Source organism: Cytobacillus depressus, from assembly GCF_008923245.1.
In the GTDB taxonomy this organism is placed as follows: domain Bacteria; phylum Bacillota; class Bacilli; order Bacillales; family Cytobacillaceae; genus Cytobacillus; species Cytobacillus depressus.
The window spans coordinates 789,078-808,929 of record NZ_WBOS01000001.1 but is presented as its reverse complement, the minus strand read 5'-3'; the positions used below and the strand labels follow the sequence as shown (position 1 = coordinate 808,929).

Below are 19,852 nucleotides of genomic sequence, written 5' to 3'. Positions count from 1 at the left end.
ATTGTATACATTGATTATTAACCATCTAACAAGAGAAAAGCGGTATGCTTTAGTCAAAAATAATGAAGTGGAGAAGCTTGTTATTCATCAGCCGCAGCAACAATCCTCTGTTGGCAATATATATTTAGGTACTGTGGAGAAGGTGCTGCCGGGGATGAATGCGGCCTTTGTTGGGATTGGCGAAGAAAAGAGCGGTTATCTTCATCGAGATAAACTTGTTTCCTATGTCCAAAATAATGATGATAAATTGCTTAAAGAATCTAAGAGTATCTCTTCTTATGTTCATCAAGGTGAAAAGCTTCTCATGCAAGTGGAAAAAGAAGCGGCAGGCACGAAGGGGCCCAGACTTACGGGGGTCATTGAGCTGCAAGGAAAACATCTTATATACATGCCATCAGGGCGCTATGTAGCTGTCTCCAAAAAAATAGAAGATGATGAGTTTAGAGAAAAACTGCGCCACTTCGGTCATGAAATAAAAGAGCCTGAAGAGGGACTTATTTTTCGAACATCCTCTAAAAATGAATCACAAAATCATTTATCAGCTGAGCTTGAAGAGCTTAGACTTCAATACAAAGAGCTGCTTCAATCAGCGCGGTCATTAAAAAAGCCAGGGAAAATTCTAGAAAACAATGTCCTTTTGGATGAAATTTCAGAGGAAATTTATAGAAGAGAAATTACAGAAATAATAGTCGACGACCTCTCATTAAAGTTTGATCTTCAGAAAAAATATCAAATACCAATCCAAGTTTATAATGGTCGTGAAAACATTTTTTCAGCTTTTCGTCTCGAACATGAAATTGACAAAGCGCTAAAAAGAATTGTATGGCTAGAAAATGGAGCGTATTTAATAATTGATGAAGCAGAGGCTCTAACTGTTATTGATGTAAACACTGGGAAATATTCAGGCAAACAAGACCTGGCTAATACAATTGTGAAAACGAATGAATGGGCCGCCATTGAAGCCGCTAAACAAATTCGCCTCAGAGACATCGCAGGGATGATTTTAATCGACTTTATCGATATGAAGGATGAAAAAGACCGGAACCGGATCTTTAAGCTAATGGAGGCCGAATTAAGAAAAGACGAAAGAAGGACAAAGGTTATTGGCTTTACTCCGCTTGGCATATTGCAGCTGACACGGAAAAAAACAAAACCAGCCATTTCAGAAGCGTTAACAGTAAAATGTCCTTCCTGTGAGGGGACAGGCCGGGTATTAAGTCCAGAAACGGTTGCCTTCCGTTTAGAAAGAGAGCTGTGGGAGCATCTCGGGGGAGATTGTGAAGCGGTTTTAATTGAATCGACTGAAGACGTTCTAAGGATTTTCTCAGGGGAGCAAAATATCCACAAAAAAAGAATGGAAGAATTGCTCGGAATGGAAATTGTTTTTAGTGAAATCACTTCTTTTAAGCCCTTTTATGAAATACGACAATTTGGAACAACTGAAGAGACGAAGAAAAAAGCTAGAATGTAATTGACATTTGCAGTCATTTTATGATAGGATTTTCATGTTATGTTTGTAGCGCACCCGTGCTACAACCGCACAGAATAGGTTTTAAGCTTTGCATTGCTATTGTAATGCAGACGCCTGATGATGGCGAGTCTTAGTCTAAGAGGAGGTGCAGTTCATGTACGCGATTATTGAAACTGGTGGTAAGCAAGTACGTGTAGAAGAAGGTCAAGCTATCTACATCGAAAAGCTTAACGTTGAAGCAGGCGAAACAGTTACTTTTGATAAAGTTCTTTTCGTTGGCGGAGAAAATGTAAAAGTAGGAAGCCCTGTAGTTGAAGGTGCTACTGTTACAGCTAAAGTTGAAAAGCAAGGCCGTGCGAAGAAAATTATTGTTTTCAAGTACAAAGCGAAGAAAAACTATCGCAAAAAGCAAGGTCATCGTCAGCCATACACTAAAGTTGTGATTGAAAAAATCAACGCTTAAGGTAATAAAGATGATCGAAATTACGGTTACTCGTAATAAATCCGAAATGATTCAATCATTTGCTATTAGCGGCCATGCCTTTTTCGCTGAACGAGGAAATGATATTGTCTGTGCAGGCGTATCAGCTGTCTCGGTAGGCGCAATTAATGCAGTTCATTCCTTAACAGGGGTGACTCCAGAAATTGAACAGGAGAGCGGGCTTCTCCGCTGTATCATACCGGAACATCTTCCAGATCATACACAGGAGAAGGTTCAGCTTCTTTTGGAAGGAATGGTCGTCTCATTACAGACGATTGAAGAGCAATACGGACAGCATATAAAAATTACCTTCAAAAAGTAGGAGGTGGAATAAATGTTACTAAAATTGGATCTTCAGTTATTTGCTTCTAAAAAGGGAGTAGGTTCAACGAAGAACGGTCGTGACTCAATCTCGAAGCGTCTTGGCGCTAAGCGTGCGGACGGTCAATTCGTAACTGGTGGCTCAATTCTTTACCGTCAACGCGGTACAAGAATTTACCCAGGTGTGAACGTTGGTAAAGGTGGAGATGATACACTTTTCGCGAAAGTGGACGGTGTTGTTAAATTCGAGCGCCTTGGCCGTGATCGTAAACAAGTAAGTGTATATCCTGTAGCTCAAGAAGCATAAGGATTAATGAGAAAACTCTAACCTTAATGGTTAGAGTTTTCTTTTTGGCCCCAAAAGGTGTATATTAAGTGTAGCTTGCTTACGACAGCTATAATTTTTGATATACTAACAGCAAAGATGTGTGACAAGACTTTTTGCTGTGTAGGAGTGCGTGTATGAAAAACGATTGGGATGTAATTGAGGTGCTGCGTTTCGCACGCCATGACTGGTTAAATAAAATCCAACTAATAAAAGGTAATTTAGCACTAAATAAAATAGATCGGGCTAAAGAAATCATCAATGAAATTGTGATTGAAGCTCAATCCGAAGCTAAGCTATCTAATTTGAATATTCCTCAATTTGCCTCTTTGCTTCTTACATTTAATTGGGAAAATCATTCTTTTCAAATCGAATATGATGTACAAGATGGTACGATAGGCGGTACTATAGATGATCAATGGCTAACAAACTGGGCGCGCCTTTTTTTCGAATGTCTTAACTCCTCTGTCAAGCCATTTTATGAGAACCATTTATCTGTTACAATTGATCCGCAAATGGATGGAACCCGTTTCTTTTTTGATTTTAGAGGAATAATAACAAATAAGCAGCAGGTTGAGCAATTTTTAGAAAGTTATTCTACTAATATTCATATTCAATGTTTGACCGAGCAAGAATTATCATTTGAATTTAAGGCAGCTGCAGCAATATAGTAATGATTACATAATAAAAAACAAACAGTTCTTGCTGTCAATATAAACGGACAGCTAAGACGGGAGGAATAAAATGTTTGTCGATCGCGTAAAAATTTATGTTAAAGGTGGAGATGGCGGAAATGGGATGGTAGCTTTCCGCCGTGAAAAATATGTTCCAATGGGTGGACCTGCTGGCGGAGATGGCGGCAAGGGTGCAGATGTTGTCTTTGAAGTCGATGAAGGTTTGCGTACACTTATGGACTTTCGTTATCAACGCCATTTTAAGGCTACACGTGGTGAACACGGAATGTCAAAAAATCAGCATGGTCGAAATTCAAAGGATATGATTGTTAAAGTGCCGCCGGGTACCGTCGTTTCCGATGTTGAAACAAATGAAATAATCGCTGATCTTACTGAACATGGCCAGAAAGCCGTTATCGCAAAAGGCGGACGAGGGGGAAGAGGAAACAGCCGATTCGCAACTCCTTCCAATCCGGCACCACAATTATCGGAGCACGGGGAGCCTGGAATCGAAAGAGAAGTCATTCTTGAATTAAAGCTTCTTGCAGATGCGGGGCTTGTTGGTTTTCCGAGTGTAGGTAAATCTACACTATTATCTGTTGTTTCTTCAGCAAGACCCAAAATTGCCGAATATCATTTCACAACGATTGCTCCTAATTTAGGGATGGTTGAAACAGAAGACGGACGTAGCTTCGTATTGGCAGACCTACCTGGATTAATTGAAGGAGCACACTCAGGGGTCGGACTTGGTCATCAATTTTTAAGACATATTGAACGTACCCGTGTCATCGTTCATGTCATTGATATGGCAGCAACTGAAGGCAGAGATCCATATGAGGACTACTTAACGATTAATAATGAATTAAGAGAATATAATTTACGTTTGACAGAAAGACCGCAAATTATTGTAGCTAATAAAATGGAAATGCCTGGAGCGGAAGAAAACCTCCAAAAATTTAAAGAGCAGGTCCAAGAGGATTTTCCAATCTTTCCAATATCAGCGATAACAAGGCAAGGGTTACGGGATTTGTTATTTGTCATTGCAGACAAGATTGAAGAAACACCAGAATTCCCACTTCACGAAGAAGAAGATACAGGGGTTCATCGTGTGCTTTATAAACATGAGGCAGATCAAACTGAATTCGTTATTACAAGAGATTCAGCTGGTACGTTTATTCTTTCGGGAGATGCAGTTGAGAAGCTCTTTAAAATGACTGATTTCAGCAGGGATGAATCTGTCAATCGTTTTGCAAGACAGCTTCGCGGAATGGGTGTGGATGAAGCCCTACGTGAAAAAGGAGCAAAAAATGGAGATACAGTCAAGCTGCTCGAATTTGAGTTTGAGTTTATAGAATAATCTCTAAAGGCTTAATGGAGTGTATATATGAGACAGGAAAAGTTCGATAAGAAGTTTTACCTCGTTCGGGAAGATGTTCTTCCTGAAGCAATGAAAAAAACACTAGATGCAAAAGAAATGATCGAGAGAGGAAAGGCAGAATCCGTATGGGATGCCGTGCAAAAGGTGGATTTAAGCCGGAGTGCGTTTTATAAATATCGTGATACGGTTTTTCCTTTTCATACGATTGTTAAAGATCGGTTAATCACTTTATTTTTCCACTTAGAAGATCGTTCAGGGACTTTATCACATTTATTAGGGGTTGTTGCGAAGTCGGGGTGCAATATCATGACGATTCACCAAACAATCCCCTTATTAGGGAGAGCAAATGTCACCCTATCCTTAAATGTTACCGAAATGGCGATTGAAATTGAAGAATTGCTAGCAAATTTAAGAAAATTAGAGTTTGTTGAAAAGGTAGAGGTGCTCGGTTCAGGCGCGTAGTTTCAGGGCTGATCCGGCCCTTTTTTTCTTTTTTTTAATAGAATTATCTCAAAATTACACACATTCTTAGTGTAAAGTGGTAAAGTAATATAAAAGATTGATGTGTACATTGTCGAGCTCCAGCGCCTACCCCCGACGTACAGGATGTACTAGTGTCGACAATGCGACAGGACAAGGAAAGCTTCGGCAGCGACACATCGCACGACCAAAAGTGTAGCTTTTGGGAGGACGTCGGGTTTATGTCGACCTCGAGGTCACAAGCCAATCCTGAAAGGTAGAGCTCACCTTTCAGGGAGGCTCGTCTTGTGCTTGTCGGGGTGATCAAGGCGCTTCCGCATTTCTATTTAAGGAGAGATTTTTGTGAAAGTAGGTTTTTTAGGCCCGAAAGCAACATTTACAGATATCGCTGTCCGGGAAATGTTTCCTGAAGAAAAGGCTGTTCCATATTTAACGATTCCTGATTGTTTTGATGCATTAATAGAGGATGAAATAGATATGGCTGTCGTTCCACTTGAAAATGCGCTTGAAGGATCAGTTAATATAACGCTTGATTACTTAGTTCATGAAGTAGATATTCCAATCATTGGTGAAGTCACTTGCCCGATTCGACAGCATTTGATGGTTCACCCTATGAATAAAGATAAATGGAAAGAGATAGGCGTCGTTTATAGTCACTCACACGCATTAGCTCAATGCCATAAATTTTTACACAAGGAACTAAAGGGAACACCAAGTGAAAAAACAACTTCGACAGCGGCGGCTGCTCAATTCGTGAAGGAAAGTCCGGACATTATTGCAGGAGCGATTGCCAACGAGCTGGCAGCAACGGAATACGGTCTTGAAATCGTTCAAAAGGATATACATGATGTAAGCTATAATCATACCCGCTTTATCGTTCTTTCTAAGAAGAAAGTTCGCTTACACGAAGAGAAATCAACTTATAAAGGCTTTAAAACAACGGTGATGATTACACTTCCGTCTGACCGCGCTGGAGCACTTCACCAAGTACTCTCTGCATTTGCTTGGAGAAAACTGAATCTATCGAAGATTGAATCAAGGCCGATGAAAACCGGACTTGGAAATTACTTTTTTATTATTGACGTAGATATGAAGCAAGATGAAGTGCTTATTCCTGGAGTTGTAGCTGAATTAGAGGCTTTGGACTGTCAGGTGAAAATTTTAGGAAGCTACCCTTATTTTCAAATCGGTTCAGAAAAGAGCCGTGTTCAACATTTATAATACAAAAGGATCCCAGCTAAAAGGGATCCTTTTGTTATGATTACTCTAATAAAAAGTTAGCCTTTTTTAGCGCTTTAACCGCTTCATCTAGTTTTTCTTCAGAGGCAGCGGCGATTGTGTGAAGGTGAATTCCTTCTGTCAGCTCTGATAAGTAGGAGGCTTTCGTCGTTTTTATTTTTTCAATAAATTGGGCAACCTCTTTACGATTAGAAACCATAACCGAGGCTATTAAGTCTCCATAAACGGGATGTTCAATTCGAACATCCTTAACTGTGACCCCGTGATCAACGAGTATATTGAGCTCCTCTTCCGTTTTTTCCGGAGAGTGGGAGCTTACGATGATTCTTTCAACTGAAGCGGAGAGAGTTGCCTTTGATAAATACATGTACCCCTGGCTTGTCGCAATAATAGGTTCGCCTCTTGCTTTAAGCAAAGTGATATCCCCAACAATTACTTGTCGGCTTACATTTGTTTTCGCAGCAAGCTCACTGCCAGTTATCGGCTCTCCATTGTCTTTTAATAACTGGAGGAGAAGCTCTCTTCTTTCTTCACCGAGCACTTTTTTCTGTTCCTTCATTTATAACAAACTCCCTTTTCTACCGATCATAGCTATATTTTATCATACATGGCAAAGCAAATATAATTCTGCTTATCTTAATGAAGTTTCGTGGATAATTTTTACAATTGTTTGCCCTAATTCCCTTGATTCTTCTTCAGTTGTATGCCAGCCAAAAGAAATTCTAATAAACCCTTTCGCATCTTTACCAGTAATCCCCATTGCGTGCATCGTTTTCGAGATCGACTGCATCCCAACTTGACACGCACTGCCTGTTGAGATGGCAAATCCTCTACGATTGCATTCAAGCATCATAAATTGCCCTTCCATTCCCTTTATCCTCATTCCGATCGTTGATGGGAGCTGATAGGGTTCATCAGATTGATAAACGATAACATGTTCATTGACTGGCTCTATCGCATGTAAAAAAGTTTCTCTGAGCTGCTTATAATGGGTATTGTTATTGTGTAACTGCTTGTCAGCCTTTTGGGCTGCCACTGTCATCGCTGCAATACTTGGCACATTAACAGTGCCGGGTCGAAAGCCTTTCTCATGGGTCGCAGCAGGATAGTACGGATTCCATTTGAGGTAGGGGTTAATATAAACCATTCCCGTTCCTTTAGGTCCGTAAAATTTATGTCCAGAAATTGAGATACTATCGACATAATCCGATATTCCTTTAAAATCTGTTTTTCCAAATGTGTGCACACAATCACTGTGAATTAGAATTTGCTTTTCTTTGCAAAGGTTGCTGATTTCCTTAAGCGGCTGCAACGTACCTATTTCAGAGTTTCCGTGCTGAATAGCCAATAGGACTGTTTCCTCTTTTATGGCTAATTTTAGCTGGTCTAAATCAATAATGCCGTTTGAGAGAAGCGGAATGGCAGTCACTTCATAATGCTGCTCATCGATGAATTTATCTAATGCACTTTTAACGGATGAGTGCTCCGCCATACTTGTAATAATATGCTTTCCATTCTTTTTTGCGGCTGTAAGAAGGGCGTGAATCCCCAGGAAATTACTTTCAGAACCTCCGCTCGTAAAATATATTCCCTCTTTTTCAACATGAAGGATGTGTGCCATTTCATCTCGGCAATTTTCTAATAAGCTATTCGCAACACTGCCACTATCATGAAGGCTTTGAGAATTGCCGAAATATTTAGTGGCTGCTTTTACATATGTTTCAGCCGCCTCGTCATCTAATGGACAGCTTGCGGCATAGTCGAAGTATTTAATCATCTAATCAGCTCCAAATCTCTTATTCTTTCAAATTGGCTCTGTTAATCGTAGTGCTGACGTAGTAACTGGCTTTATACATACATGTCGTACCGAATAAAATCCCGTTCACATCTCACGGTTTTGACAAAATTGTTAAAAACACTTGTCATTAGTTTAAATCTATGTAAATATATGTGTCAAGACACCTGTAAAAACAGGAGGTAAAAATGAAGACAGCCAATGTAATTATTATTGGCAGCGGAATCGCGGCTTTGCAATTAGCAAAGAGCCTTCGCTGTGATTTAAATGTGATAATTCTCACAAAGTCGAATGTAAAAAATAGCAACTCTCATTTCGCTCAAGGAGGGGTAGCGGCTGCAATGGGGGAAAATGATCACCCTCATAAACATTATGAAGATACGTTAGAAGCAGGAAGATTTCATAATAATCCGATAGCAGTCAGAAAATTAACTGCGGAAGCACCCTCTTTAATTCATAGCTTAATAGACGAAGGCTGTTTATTTGATAAAGGAAAAGATGGACATTTGCTTTTAGGGATGGAAGGGGCTCATAGCGAGCATCGAATTGTTCATAGCGGAGGAGATGCAACAGGAAAAACAATCATTCAATTTATGGCTGCAAATGTGAATCCTCAGATAGAAATTATTGAAGATATTTTCGTATTTGATTTATTAATGGATGAATTAAGAAAGACATGCATTGGAGTAAGAGGGAAATATCGGGATGGCAGGAAAGAGTCCTTTTTTGCTGAGCATATTGTTATAGCGACAGGCGGCTGCGGCCAATTATTTTCGTATACATCAAATGCTGAAACAATTGCGGGTGACGGGATTGCTTTAGCATACAAGGTCGGGGCAGAAATTACCGATATGGAATTTATCCAGTTTCATCCAACTTTACTTTATATCGATGGGAAAGCTGTTGGGCTTGTTTCAGAGGCTGTGCGCGGTGAAGGAGGATGGCTTGTGGCCGAAGATGGCAATCCGATAATGGATGGTATTCATCCATTAGGTGATTTAGCCCCAAGACATATCGTCTCCCAAACGATTTACCGGTATTTGAAAGCGGGAAAGCAGGTTTTCTTAAATATTTCGAAGATCAATGGTTTTGCTAAAAGGTTTCCGACGATCACTGCTTTATGTGAGAAGTATGGAATTAATCTAATGAAGGGACTTTTACCAGTTGTCCCTGGCAGTCACTTTTTAATGGGCGGGATCAAAACGGATTTATTGGGACGTAGCAGTGTGAAGGGGCTATATGCAATTGGTGAGGCGGCCTGTACAGGCGTTCACGGAGCAAATCGATTGGCAAGCAATTCTTTGCTGGAAGGATTGTATATGGGAAAAAAATTAGCTGAATGGATTAACAAGAGCCATTCTCACAAGCCATTTACCCCTAAATTGAATAAAGAAAGCAATCAACAAATGGTGTTCAGTCAGCCTTTGCCTTCAACTACCCAAATTCAAAGGTCCATGATGGATCATGTCGGAATCGTTCGCACGAAGGAAGGATTAGCCAAACAGAAAGCATGGCTAGAAAGCTTTGAGATAAACAAACTTCTACATGCTGATATTACGGAGCTTCCAACAGAAGAAGCTTTAAAAGCGTTCATGCTCATTACCGCTTGTCTCATTACTGATTCAGCAATAAAGAGAACAGAAAGCCGGGGAGGACATTTTAGACAAGACTTTCCATATGAAAATGATAATGAATGGCTGCGAAAGCAAATAATCCAATGTCGACTGACAGAAAAGGATGAAGCATATGAACAAATTAAAGCTGCGCTTGAAACTTGAGCAATTTTTTCTTGAGGATATCGGCGATCATGATGTGACGAGTGAACCGATTTTTGGCGTTAAGGAAAAAGGGAAAATCGTATTTATCGCCAAAGAAAATGGTGTTTTCTGCGGAGAAGATATCATTCGCATGGGCTTTAAGATTTTAGATGATGAGATTACAACAAATATAAAGGTAAAAGATGGAGAACGAATCGAAAAAGGGCAAGCATTAGCTGAGGCTGAAGGAACGGTTGCAAATTTATTAAAAGGGGAAAGAGTGATCCTTAACCTCGTCCAAAGAATGAGCGGTATTGCCACGATGACAAATAAAGCCGTTTCAGTATTAAATAGTTCTCATACAAAAATTTGTGATACAAGGAAAACTACACCGGGCTTACGCATGTTTGAAAAATACGCAGTTCGCTGTGGCGGCGGCTATAATCATCGATATGGGCTTTATGATGCGGTCATGATTAAAGATAATCATATTTCTTTCGCTGGTTCTATTCAGAAAGCAGTTGAAGCAGTTCGGTCAGAAATCGGTCATATGGTCAAAATAGAGGTCGAAACAGAGACAAAGGAACAAGTAATGGAAGCAGCAGCTGCAAAAGCAGATGTCATTATGTTTGACAATAGAGAGCCAGCTGAAATTAAGGAATGGTTGAAATATATCCCTGTAGGAACGATAACAGAAGCATCTGGCGGCATTACGTTCGAAAATCTTGCTAGCTACGGTGATACTGGAGCCGATTATATTTCACTTGGATTTTTAACTCATTCAGCGAAATCAATCGATATTAGTGTAAAAGTTTTACATGGGAAAGGAGAATACTAACATGAATATTTTTCAAACACTCGAAAAGAATCAAAATGTTCTTCCAGAAAAATATCGCAACATGACAACAGCTGAATTAGAAGAAAGAGTGAGAGAGATTAAACAGAAGCTTGGGAGCAAATTGTTTATTCCAGGCCACCATTATCAAAAAGATGAGGTCATTCAATTTGCTGATGCAACAGGAGATTCATTACGGCTAGCACAGCTTTCTGAAGAAAATCAAGAGGCAGAACATATTGTTTTTTGCGGAGTCCATTTTATGGCGGAAACAGCCGATATATTAACAACGGATCGTCAAAAAGTATATCTCCCTGATATGCGGGCAGGCTGTTCCATGGCAGATATGGCTGATATTTACCAAACGGTAAGAGCATGGGAGAAGCTAACCGAATTATTTGGTGAGACGATCCTGCCATTAACTTATGTGAATTCAACGGCTGCCATTAAGTCTTTCGTAGGGAAATACGGCGGTGCCACTGTCACCTCATCTAATGCAGACAAAATGGTTCAATGGGCGTTTAAGCAAAAGCAGCGAATTTTATTCTTGCCAGATCAGCATTTAGGCAGAAATACGGCTTATAATCTAGGAATTGAACTTGATGAAATGGCTGTATGGAATCCAATAAAAGATGAACTTGAGTTTGAGGGACCTATTGAAAGGGTGAAGGTGATCCTTTGGAAGGGGCACTGCTCGGTTCATGAGAACTTTACAGTAGCTAATATCGAAGAAGTCCGTCAAACATATCCGGAAATGAAAATTATTGTTCATCCGGAATGCACAAGGGAAGTCGTGGCACTTTCCGATTTGGCGGGATCAACTAATTATATTATTGAAGCGATTAATCAAGCTGAAAAAGGATCATCCTGGGCGATTGGAACTGAAATGAATTTAGTGAAGAGAATCATTCAGCAGCATCCTGATAAGCATATTATTTCTTTAAATCCGCATATGTGTCCATGCTTGACAATGAATCGTATCGATTTGCTTCACCTGACTTGGTGCTTAGAAACGATCGAACAAGGTATTGACCATAATTTAATTAAAGTAGAGAAAAACATTGCTGAATATGCAAAGCTTGCGCTTAACAGAATGCTCATCCAATCGTAAGACCTCCCAACCGGAGGTTTTTTATTTTTTGCAGTTATATAGCACTCCAATCATATCTTTAATAATATTTGCATAAGTTTTTATGTAGATTGATAGCAATTTGCCCACTTTGACATACACTATATGGACATTTGACTAGGAGGGAAATCAGAGTGAAGATCCATATCGTACAAAAAGGGGATACTCTTTGGAAGATCGCCAAAAAGTACGGCGTGAACTTTGAAGAGCTGAAAAAATTAAATACACAGCTCAGTAATCCTGATATGATTATGCCCGGTATGAAAATAAAAGTTCCAGGATCAGGCGGATCCATTAAAAAAGAAGCTCCAATCGGAGGCATGCCGGAAACAAAAATCAGTATGGGTTCTAAAAAGGAAATGCCGATTGCACAACATCCTTTCGTTAAAGAAAAACCAAAAGCATTGCCAATAGTTGAAGCACCAAAGGAAATGCCGGTTAAGGAATTGCCGAAAGCGATATTACCACAAGTCGAAATTCCGAAAGCAATACCAAAAGAATTACCGAAGGCTGAGATTCCGAAAGCAATACCAAAAGAATTACCGATGGCAGAATTTCCAAAGGAAATTCCAAAAGCGATACCGAAAGAAATGCCAGTAAAACCATATATTCCAAAGATGCCAAAACCAATTATGCCCGAAGCCGAAATGAATAATTATTATATGATGAATATGGCTAATTTAGCTCCTCAACAATCGGCTCCAAAACAATTGCCGAAAGAGCTGCCACTACTTCCACCAAAACCAGCAAATATTCTCCCGCAAGTAAAACCAATCGCTGCAGAAAGTCCAGAATCAATTGAAAGTGAATATACTCATGTACAACAAGGAGGGTTTTATCAGCCAATGTATCCATTTCAGCCTAACTGCTATTATCCTGTTTCTCCAGTGATGCCAGGTTCAGGATTTTATGAAGGATATCCTCAACCGATGGGGTATCCAGAAGTTCAAGGTGCAGCTGTAATGCCAATGGTCCATGGAGCACATATGCCAGCAATGCCGCAAATGCCACATTATGGTTTGGCTGGAGTTGAAAGCCCAGGATATGAAGAATCATCGTCACCAATATCAATGCATCAGATGCCACATGTGAGTCCGGCTTATGGAGCTCAAATGCCACCGCAAGTTATGGGGGCCCAAATGCCGCAGATGCCACAAATGGCCCAAATGCCACAAATGGCCCAAATGCCACAAATGGCCCAAATGCCACAAATGGCCCAAATGCCACAAATGGCCCAAATGCCACAAATGGCTCAAATGCCACAAATGGCCCAAATGCCACAAATGGCTCAAATGCCACAGACAGCACAGATGCCTGCCCCAGTTATGGGGGTTGAAGAAGCGCAATATCAAATGCCCTTTCAGCCAACATACACAGCACCAGTTTATGGTTACCCGCAGGAACCTTGCCATCCTTATCAAATAATACCGGTATCTCCTGTGATGCCAGGTTCGGGCTTCTGTGGACCAATGCCATACCCAATGGCATGTGGATATCCAGAAATGCCGCTTGTGCAAGGAGTAGAAGAATTTCCGCCAATGGCCCAAATGCCGCAAATGCCAGTGGAAGCTCAAATGCCGCCAATGGCCCAAATGCCGCAAATGGCCCAGATGCCGCATATGCCACAAGTAGCGCCAATGTCCCAGATGCCACATATGCCACAAATGGCCCAGATGCCACATATGCCACAAGTAGCGCCAATGTCCGCTAAACCAGTTATGGGGCTTGAAGCAGATTGTGGATGTGATGGTGGCGCACCACAAATGGTGCAGGGGGCCTATATGCCTGGCTATGGTGCACCGGGAATGTACGAAATGGGAGCGGCTCCGATGTATGGCGCGCCAGGAATGTATGGCACACAGATGGGCTATAGGGGGCCATCTCCATATATGAACCCTAATGGATACGGCCCAATGGACGACACTGCTTTTGGAATGCCTCGAGGATTTGAAGAAAGCAGTGAATATGAGGATTAATAATGACGGAGACGATTTATTTCATAATCGTCTCTTCTCCTATTTGCAAAAACAGCTAGCCATCCCAATTGAAGAAATTAGACGAATCAGAAAACAAGTTTTTTCTTTTAAGTCGGAAACGACGGACTATATTTTAAAAGGCTTTCCTACTTATCCCCGCTTGAAAGTTCAGGAAGAGTTTATAACTTTATTAAAGCAGGAAGGATTCGATAAAACGTACTCCTTTTATCAGCTTGCAAAGTATCCGCCTTTGCATTTCGAAAACACCTTTTATAGTTGCTTGCAATATTTACAACCATCTGACGATTCATTTACCTTTCATAAGCGCAAAAATCAGTTGGAGGGGTTAGATGTTTTGGACGAATTCCATAAAGTAACTGAAAAATTTGTTCATCATTTTCAACAATCCCTGCCTCCATTTAAGCAATTAGAAAAATGGAATGAACGAACAGCCGTGTTTTTAAATCATTTGCCGATCATAAAATATTATGTGCAAAAGGAAATTATCAATGAGTTACTTGTTTGGGCTGATTGGTCATTAAAAGGAATACAAAGGGAAACACACTTTTTTACATCCGGAAAGAAAGTTATCCTTCATGGGGATGTAGCCCATCATAATTTTTTGCGAACGAAAAATAATGAGCTGTTTTTAATTGATTTTGATCTCATTAGCCTCGGATTTCCACATTCTGATATTCTCCAATATACGAATAGAATATTGCCTTATTTACGATGGTCTTTTCACGAGCTGGTTAGTTTTGATAAAATCCGGCCATTTTTGCATGAAAAAGGTTTTCTTTTTGGACTTGGCTATCCAACAGATATTTTTCGGGAGTGGAATCGGGCCATTAGAGAGAAATCATATTTAGAACAAGGGAAAATGCAAATATTACTGGAAATGACGGTTGGCCAATTTAAGGAAAGGCAAGAATTTTTTAAGCAAATTCAATATTTGGCTGGGTAGGATAAACGAAATTGGACGTAACTGGACAGGATGAAATAAACTCTTTCGAGCCATTCTATTAGTGAGCATTTCGCTCATTAAGGGACATTGCAAGGGGGTTTTTTGCTTGAATAAAAAGCTTTTTACCTTTCCAGTTGCAGCTATTATGTCTATAGGTCTAGTTGGCTGTGGTGTAAATAATAATGAAACGGCCGTGCAAGACCGTAATAATGATACAATCCAGCCTGTTGGGTATTATTCAAATGAAAATCACCGCGGTAATAGTGGAGGAAATGTTAGAATCTTGGATCGGACTGATAATGATGGTCCTGTGACGGAATGGATGGATCATACGCTTGGCAATGAGGATGCTCATTACCGACGCTTGCAAAATGATGGATTTAGCAAAAGTGATATGAATTACCATGGACATTTAGGGTTTAACGAGAGGAAGCCAAGATCCTCTTATTATGAAGCATATGATGGCAATTATGTGAATCAAATCAATCAGGCCGCACACGTTAATAATGTCAAGAATGTTCAAACCCTTGTAAAAGGTAATGATGTGCTCATTGCTGTAAACCTTGCGAACAATAGGCTTAAAGGAGATACAATCGCTAATATTCGTCAATCGGTTAAACCGTACGTAAGTGGGAAAAATGTCCATATTGTTACTAATCCAAGTACATTTAACCGCATAAAAGTGATTGACAATGATTTAAGAGAAGGCGGTCCAAGAGATCAAATTAACCTGGATATAGATAATATTTTTCAAAGGCTGAAAAAACAGTAACTAAAGGGGCAAAGCATGGCTTTGCCCTAAAATTTTATCGATAGATTAACTAACATTCAGTGGGGGATGAAGAAACTCCCCCACTAAATGAAGTTTCACTTTATCGATTTTGATGCAAAAGATATAAGATCTTCCGTAATTCTGAAGTGGCTACTTGTCCTGGTGCTGATGCTTTTTTGGCAGTGCCAAATGTTATGGCTGACCCAAAAAATTCTCCCGTTAGACGGCTTATCACCCCTTTTTTTGCCATGGACATTGTAATAAAAGGGCGATCGGCAAATTTTTCATTCATAGTAAGCGTAGCATCAAGAAGAACTAAAACATCTTCTTTTGATTTAGGCATTACAGCTATTTTCGGAAGATCAGCTCCTAATTTCTGTGCTCTGCATAATCGTGTAATTATTTCTTCTTTTGATGGCGTTTTTTGAAAGTCATGATTGGAAAGAATAACGAAAACATTATTAGCATGGGCAAATTGGACAACCTCTTGAACGGTTTTTTCTTCATTACTATACAATTCAATGTCTATCATATCTGCCATACCGGTTTCGATAATCGCTTTATTTAGTGCTGCATAATACTCGCTGCTAACCTCTTTCTCGCCGCCTTCTTTTATACTGCGGAAAGTGAAAATGATAGGAGACGGTGATAAAATAGCATAAATTTCTGTTAAAGCTTCCTTAACCTTTTTGATATCTTCTACGTCCTCAAAAAAGTCTGCCCGCCATTCAACAATATCGAAGTCAATCGCTTTCAAATGGGAAGCTTCCTCTATAATTTCATGCATCGTTTGCCCAACGATAGGCACACAGATTTTAGGTATATCCTCCCCTATGACAACATTTTTTACTGTTAATAGTCTTTTCGCAGCTTTTTCTTCATTCGGAAACAAATCTGAATGGATCAGTGCTACAATTCGATCAGAGATTTCTTCAGCATCTAAACTTTCGGTTTCGACTCTATAATGATAATGGGAATATATTTCTTGTCTTTTTTGGAAAAGTTCGTGAATTTCATTTATTGATTTCCCTTGCAAAACCGGACGGCTATCAATGATTAAAGGGATGCGTTCCTTCCAGCTTTCCCATGGCAAATGGATATAAAAGACAATACAATTTGACAAACATGCTTCCCGAATCTCCTCCTGAAGAAAAGCCCCGCCACCAAGGGATAAAATATAGTTTCCTTCTTCGCTCAATTTTGTAATTAACGCTTTTTCCTTTTCTCTAAATGTCTTTTCTCCAAGCTGATGAAAAATTTCGGATACCGGCATTTCATATTCTTTTTCAATTTCTTCATCTGTATCAATAAATTTGCGGTTTAATTTATTGGCTACTAATTTGCCGATCGTTGTTTTTCCTACGCCCATAAATCCAATAAATAAAATGTTTTTTTCTCTTGAAGGAGCTTGCTGATTAATCAAATTACTTTATCCCCCTAAATCAAAAAAGTAAAAATAACTTGTCCTCATTATAGAACTTCTTTGATTGTTATCATAGTTTTAATAGTAAGCTTTTTCTACAATCGTTTTCTATTTAACAATTTTTTGTTAATAATATCCGGATAACTCAGGAAAAAATGGTCACAATAGTTAATGTTAAAGAATATAGTGAAACTTCATTCAGTAGGGGTTTACACTGAATGTTAGTTGAACTTATCACGCTCAAGAGTGCCACGTCCTCCCAAAAGCTCTGCTTTTGGTCGTGCGATGAATAGCTGTCGTAGTGTTCCTTGTCCTGTGGCTTTCTCCTGACTAGGACATCCTTTCCGTCGTCGGGCCTTTACGGGCAGTTGATCTCCCACCTAAACTTCTTCGAATAATCTAAAGATTCAAGTGGGGGCTTACTGCCCGTTAATCTGCGATAAATTTAGGCACCCTATTTAAAATGAGGTGATCATATGAGAAATAAGTGGGCCTTCGTCATTTTTGCCCTTTGTTTAGCCGGATTATTTCCCTTCCAGTTAAATCCCTTACATGTTTGGATGAACGGCAAAACAGCTTTGGCAAATTCAGAAGTGGATTATAAAGAAAGAGTCAATGACCCTATAACGATAAACGTAGTTTTAGAGCGGATGTATATGGATGGTGAAGTTAGTCAGGAATGGTTAACAGAAGAAATCTGGTCGATGGAAAACTTTTGGGCTAAATATGAAGAGTGGCAGCTTATAGATATGGACGAAGATCAAGCCATTTTTCGCAAATATATGGATGATATTTCTCCATTACTTAAAGCGAATGGCTATTTTGGCATCACCGACGAGGGAGTTTTAACAATTTTTAATGGAAAGCCACAAAAAATGAATATCATCCAATCATTTTTTCAAATAGATATTGGCCGATTAGAAAGTAAAAAATGCGAAGAACTAAAAGAGGGAATTCCAATTAAGACGAAAGAACAATATGTTGAAGTACTTGAAACATTTCAATCCTATTCCAAAACTGATGAACAGGCGAATTAATATAGAACAAGGACTGCGGCAAGTAAACCAGCAGTCCTTGTTTTTTTAAGCTCATTTGTCTTTTTTAACGAACCTTTTCGCAAAATATGATACAATGATGTACAGCAAATTAGAGGAGCGAGAAGGCATTGTATGAATTTATAAAAGGGCGGGTTGACTATATAGCGCCTGAGTTTGTTGTCATTGAAAATAATGGGATCGGCTATCAAATATCCACTCCAAATCCATTCAGTTTCACAAAGCAATTTAGCCAAGAGGTAACAATATATACTTACTATCATGTAAGGCAGGATGTTATTGCCTTATACGGTTTCCATTCCCGAGAAGAGAAAACCTTGTTTATTAAACTATTAGATGTGACCGGAATTGGACCAAAGGGTGCTTTAGCTATTCTTGCCTTTGGTGAGCCAGAGCAAGTTGTACAGGCAATAGAAAATGAGGATGAAGCCTTTCTAGTTAAATTCCCTGGTGTCGGTAAAAAGACAGCGAGACAAATGATATTGGATCTGAAGGGAAAGCTGCAAAATATCGTTCCAGACTTTTTCCCAGATCTTTTCTCTCAAGACAAATTCCAGGTGCAAAATAATATTAGCCAGGAGTTTGAAGAAGCCATGCTTGCCTTGAAGGCACTCGGATATTCGGAGAGAGAAATTAATAAAATTTCCCCAGAATTAAAAAAGGAAAAACTAACTACGGATCAATACATAAAAAAGGCGCTGCAAAGGCTATTAAAATAATCGCTTAGTTTGAAATTAAGGGTGATGATACAATGGAAGACCGTTTAATATCCAGCGAGGCTGACCTGCAGGATATCTCATTTGAGCAAAGCTTGCGTCCCCAAAATTTAAAACAATATATCGGGCAAGATAAAGTAAAGGCTAACTTGGAAGTGTTTATTAAAGCTGCTAAGCTTCGGCAGGAAACACTTGATCATGTGTTGCTTTACGGTCCTCCTGGATTGGGGAAAACAACACTTGCGGCCATTATTGCCAATGAAATGGGTGTGAATATTCGCACGACTGCTGGACCGGCGATAGAAAGACCAGGTGATCTTGCGGCTATTCTTACAGCGCTGGAGCCAGGTGATGTGTTATTTATAGATGAGATTCATCGCTTGCCTCGTACGATCGAAGAGGTACTATATCCCGCGATGGAAGATTTCTGTTTAGATATTGTCATTGGCAAAGGCCCAAGTGCTAGATCTGTTCGGCTTGATCTCCCGCCGTTTACGTTAGTCGGGGCAACAACGAGAGCGGGCTCACTATCAGCTCCTTTAAGAGACCGTTTTGGGGTACTAAGCAGACTAGAGTTTTATAATGAAAGTCAGCTTCAAGATATAGTTATAAGAACCGCTGAAGTGTTAAGTACTGAAATTGACTTACTTGCGGCCGCCGAAATAGCAAGGAGATCAAGAGGGACACCACGAATTGCGAACAGGCTGTTAAGAAGGGTGCGGGATTTTGCCCAAGTAAAAGGAAATGGAGTCATCGATGAAGAGCAGGCAGCGGAAGCTTTAGAGCTTCTTCAAGTTGACCGTTTAGGCCTTGATCATATTGACCATAAATTATTAAGAGGGATTATTGAGAAATTTCGCGGTGGTCCAGTAGGAGTGGAAACGATCGCAGCAACGATTGGCGAAGAAGCACATACAATCGAAGACGTTTACGAGCCTTACTTACTGCAAATTGGCTTCCTCCAAAGAACCCCGAGAGGAAGAATCGTAACAGATTTAGTATACAAACATTTGAAGATTGAGCGGGAAATGGGGACGTAAACCTTGTCCCGCAGAATAACA

The 19,852-nt window shown here is 39.8% G+C and carries 20 protein-coding genes, 1 pseudogene and 1 other annotated feature; of the genes and pseudogenes, 17 read left to right on the top strand and 4 right to left on the bottom strand.

Annotated elements, in window-relative coordinates; all coding sequences use genetic code 11:
- The first annotated feature begins 1 nt into the window (after position 1).
- From F7731_RS03920 to pheA, 8 genes are all read left to right on the top strand, one after another.
- Positions 2-1,471 carry an Rne/Rng family ribonuclease gene (locus tag F7731_RS03920; RefSeq protein WP_151533446.1) on the top strand — a complete coding sequence of 490 codons (1,470 nt, stop codon included), beginning with the start codon at positions 2-4 and terminating at the stop codon, positions 1,469-1,471.
- 53 nt (positions 1,472-1,524) lie between these two features.
- Positions 1,525-1,612, top strand: a sequence feature (ribosomal protein L21 leader region).
- A gap of 13 nt (positions 1,613-1,625) precedes the next feature.
- Complete coding sequence (gene rplU / locus F7731_RS03915; RefSeq protein ID WP_151533445.1) at positions 1,626-1,934, top strand: 50S ribosomal protein L21; 309 nt, start codon at positions 1,626-1,628, stop codon at positions 1,932-1,934.
- 10 nt (positions 1,935-1,944) lie between these two features.
- Complete coding sequence (locus tag F7731_RS03910) at positions 1,945-2,274, top strand: ribosomal-processing cysteine protease Prp (RefSeq protein ID WP_151533444.1); 330 nt, start codon at positions 1,945-1,947, stop codon at positions 2,272-2,274.
- Positions 2,275-2,286: 12 nt separating this feature from the next.
- On the top strand, positions 2,287-2,580 hold the full coding sequence (gene rpmA, locus F7731_RS03905; protein WP_057771732.1) for a 50S ribosomal protein L27: 294 nt from the start codon (positions 2,287-2,289) through the stop codon (positions 2,578-2,580).
- Positions 2,581-2,735: 155 nt separating this feature from the next.
- Complete coding sequence (locus tag F7731_RS03900) at positions 2,736-3,269, top strand: sporulation initiation phosphotransferase B (protein ID WP_151533443.1); 534 nt, start codon at positions 2,736-2,738, stop codon at positions 3,267-3,269.
- Positions 3,270-3,342: 73 nt separating this feature from the next.
- Positions 3,343-4,629, top strand: coding sequence for a GTPase ObgE (gene obgE, locus F7731_RS03895; protein WP_151533442.1), 1,287 nt, complete (start codon positions 3,343-3,345; stop codon positions 4,627-4,629).
- 27 nt (positions 4,630-4,656) lie between these two features.
- Positions 4,657-5,112 carry an ACT domain-containing protein gene (locus tag F7731_RS03890; RefSeq protein ID WP_151533441.1) on the top strand — a complete coding sequence of 152 codons (456 nt, stop codon included), beginning with the start codon at positions 4,657-4,659 and terminating at the stop codon, positions 5,110-5,112.
- 360 nt (positions 5,113-5,472) lie between these two features.
- Positions 5,473-6,351 carry a prephenate dehydratase gene (pheA, locus tag F7731_RS03885; RefSeq protein ID WP_151533440.1) on the top strand — a complete coding sequence of 293 codons (879 nt, stop codon included), beginning with the start codon at positions 5,473-5,475 and terminating at the stop codon, positions 6,349-6,351.
- A 40-nt stretch (positions 6,352-6,391) separates the two neighbouring features.
- On the opposite strand, the gene F7731_RS03880 is transcribed toward pheA, so the two are convergent.
- Together F7731_RS03880 and F7731_RS03875 are read right to left on the bottom strand one after the other, a co-directional pair.
- Positions 6,392-6,928, bottom strand: coding sequence for a transcription repressor NadR (locus tag F7731_RS03880; RefSeq protein ID WP_151533439.1), 537 nt, complete (start codon positions 6,926-6,928; stop codon positions 6,392-6,394).
- Positions 6,929-7,000: 72 nt separating this feature from the next.
- Positions 7,001-8,146 carry an IscS subfamily cysteine desulfurase gene (locus F7731_RS03875; protein ID WP_246197125.1) on the bottom strand — a complete coding sequence of 382 codons (1,146 nt, stop codon included), beginning with the start codon at positions 8,144-8,146 and terminating at the stop codon, positions 7,001-7,003.
- A gap of 206 nt (positions 8,147-8,352) precedes the next feature.
- Here F7731_RS03875 and nadB point away from each other — a divergent pair, with 206 nt between their 5' ends.
- From nadB to F7731_RS03845, 6 genes are all read left to right on the top strand, one after another.
- Positions 8,353-9,942 carry an L-aspartate oxidase gene (gene nadB / locus F7731_RS03870; RefSeq protein WP_151533438.1) on the top strand — a complete coding sequence of 530 codons (1,590 nt, stop codon included), beginning with the start codon at positions 8,353-8,355 and terminating at the stop codon, positions 9,940-9,942.
- Positions 9,911-10,759 carry a carboxylating nicotinate-nucleotide diphosphorylase gene (nadC, locus tag F7731_RS03865; protein WP_151533437.1) on the top strand — a complete coding sequence of 283 codons (849 nt, stop codon included), beginning with the start codon at positions 9,911-9,913 and terminating at the stop codon, positions 10,757-10,759. The genes nadB and nadC overlap by 32 nt, the downstream gene beginning before the upstream one ends.
- Before the next feature lies 1 nt (position 10,760).
- Positions 10,761-11,867 carry a quinolinate synthase NadA gene (gene nadA, locus F7731_RS03860; protein WP_151533436.1) on the top strand — a complete coding sequence of 369 codons (1,107 nt, stop codon included), beginning with the start codon at positions 10,761-10,763 and terminating at the stop codon, positions 11,865-11,867.
- A 152-nt stretch (positions 11,868-12,019) separates the two neighbouring features.
- On the top strand, positions 12,020-13,861 hold the full coding sequence (safA, locus tag F7731_RS27045) for a SafA/ExsA family spore coat assembly protein (protein ID WP_281352196.1): 1,842 nt from the start codon (positions 12,020-12,022) through the stop codon (positions 13,859-13,861).
- On the top strand, positions 13,851-14,825 hold the full coding sequence (locus tag F7731_RS03850; protein ID WP_246197124.1) for a phosphotransferase: 975 nt from the start codon (positions 13,851-13,853) through the stop codon (positions 14,823-14,825). Before safA ends, F7731_RS03850 begins: the two co-directional genes overlap by 11 nt.
- A gap of 106 nt (positions 14,826-14,931) precedes the next feature.
- Positions 14,932-15,597 (top strand): YhcN/YlaJ family sporulation lipoprotein, encoded by a 666-nt coding sequence (locus F7731_RS03845; protein WP_151533434.1) that lies wholly within the window; start codon positions 14,932-14,934, stop codon positions 15,595-15,597.
- 100 nt (positions 15,598-15,697) lie between these two features.
- On the opposite strand, the gene aroD is transcribed toward F7731_RS03845, so the two are convergent.
- Together aroD and F7731_RS26340 are read right to left on the bottom strand one after the other, a co-directional pair.
- Positions 15,698-16,489, bottom strand: a complete 792-nt coding sequence (aroD, locus tag F7731_RS26345) for a type I 3-dehydroquinate dehydratase (protein ID WP_170289638.1) — start codon at positions 16,487-16,489, stop codon at positions 15,698-15,700.
- Between the two features lie 24 nt (positions 16,490-16,513).
- Positions 16,514-16,966 (bottom strand): annotated as a pseudogene (locus tag F7731_RS26340) (shikimate kinase); the annotation flags it as partial.
- A 530-nt stretch (positions 16,967-17,496) separates the two neighbouring features.
- Here F7731_RS26340 and F7731_RS03835 point away from each other — a divergent pair.
- The 3 genes from F7731_RS03835 (at position 17,497) to ruvB (ending at position 19,831) form a co-directional block, all read left to right on the top strand.
- Entirely contained in the window at positions 17,497-18,057 is a 561-nt protein-coding gene (locus tag F7731_RS03835; RefSeq protein ID WP_151533432.1) for an intercompartmental signaling factor BofC, read from the top strand.
- Between the two features lie 128 nt (positions 18,058-18,185).
- Positions 18,186-18,794, top strand: a complete 609-nt coding sequence (gene ruvA / locus F7731_RS03830; protein WP_151533431.1) for a Holliday junction branch migration protein RuvA — start codon at positions 18,186-18,188, stop codon at positions 18,792-18,794.
- A 32-nt stretch (positions 18,795-18,826) separates the two neighbouring features.
- Positions 18,827-19,831 carry a Holliday junction branch migration DNA helicase RuvB gene (gene ruvB, locus F7731_RS03825; RefSeq protein ID WP_151533430.1) on the top strand — a complete coding sequence of 335 codons (1,005 nt, stop codon included), beginning with the start codon at positions 18,827-18,829 and terminating at the stop codon, positions 19,829-19,831.
- Positions 19,832-19,852: the final 21 nt, after the last annotated feature.

Bases quoted from the DNA above. Each gene is read 5' to 3' on its own strand.
- rplU (WP_151533445.1), top strand. From the start codon at position 1,626: ATGTACGCGATTATTGAAACTGGTGGTAAGCAAGTACGTGTAGAAGAA.
- F7731_RS03910 (WP_151533444.1), top strand. From the start codon at position 1,945: ATGATCGAAATTACGGTTACTCGTAATAAATCCGAAATGATTCAATCA.
- rpmA (WP_057771732.1), top strand. From the start codon at position 2,287: ATGTTACTAAAATTGGATCTTCAGTTATTTGCTTCTAAAAAGGGAGTA.
- F7731_RS03900 (WP_151533443.1), top strand. From the start codon at position 2,736: ATGAAAAACGATTGGGATGTAATTGAGGTGCTGCGTTTCGCACGCCAT.
- obgE (WP_151533442.1), top strand. From the start codon at position 3,343: ATGTTTGTCGATCGCGTAAAAATTTATGTTAAAGGTGGAGATGGCGGA.
- F7731_RS03890 (WP_151533441.1), top strand. From the start codon at position 4,657: ATGAGACAGGAAAAGTTCGATAAGAAGTTTTACCTCGTTCGGGAAGAT.
- F7731_RS03880 (WP_151533439.1), bottom strand. From the start codon at position 6,928: ATGAAGGAACAGAAAAAAGTGCTCGGTGAAGAAAGAAGAGAGCTTCTC.
- F7731_RS03875 (WP_246197125.1), bottom strand. From the start codon at position 8,146: ATGATTAAATACTTCGACTATGCCGCAAGCTGTCCATTAGATGACGAG.
- nadB (WP_151533438.1), top strand. From the start codon at position 8,353: ATGAAGACAGCCAATGTAATTATTATTGGCAGCGGAATCGCGGCTTTG.
- nadC (WP_151533437.1), top strand. From the start codon at position 9,911: ATGAACAAATTAAAGCTGCGCTTGAAACTTGAGCAATTTTTTCTTGAG.
- nadA (WP_151533436.1), top strand. From the start codon at position 10,761: ATGAATATTTTTCAAACACTCGAAAAGAATCAAAATGTTCTTCCAGAA.
- F7731_RS03850 (WP_246197124.1), top strand. From the start codon at position 13,851: ATGAGGATTAATAATGACGGAGACGATTTATTTCATAATCGTCTCTTC.
- F7731_RS03835 (WP_151533432.1), top strand. From the start codon at position 17,497: ATGAGAAATAAGTGGGCCTTCGTCATTTTTGCCCTTTGTTTAGCCGGA.
- ruvB (WP_151533430.1), top strand. From the start codon at position 18,827: ATGGAAGACCGTTTAATATCCAGCGAGGCTGACCTGCAGGATATCTCA.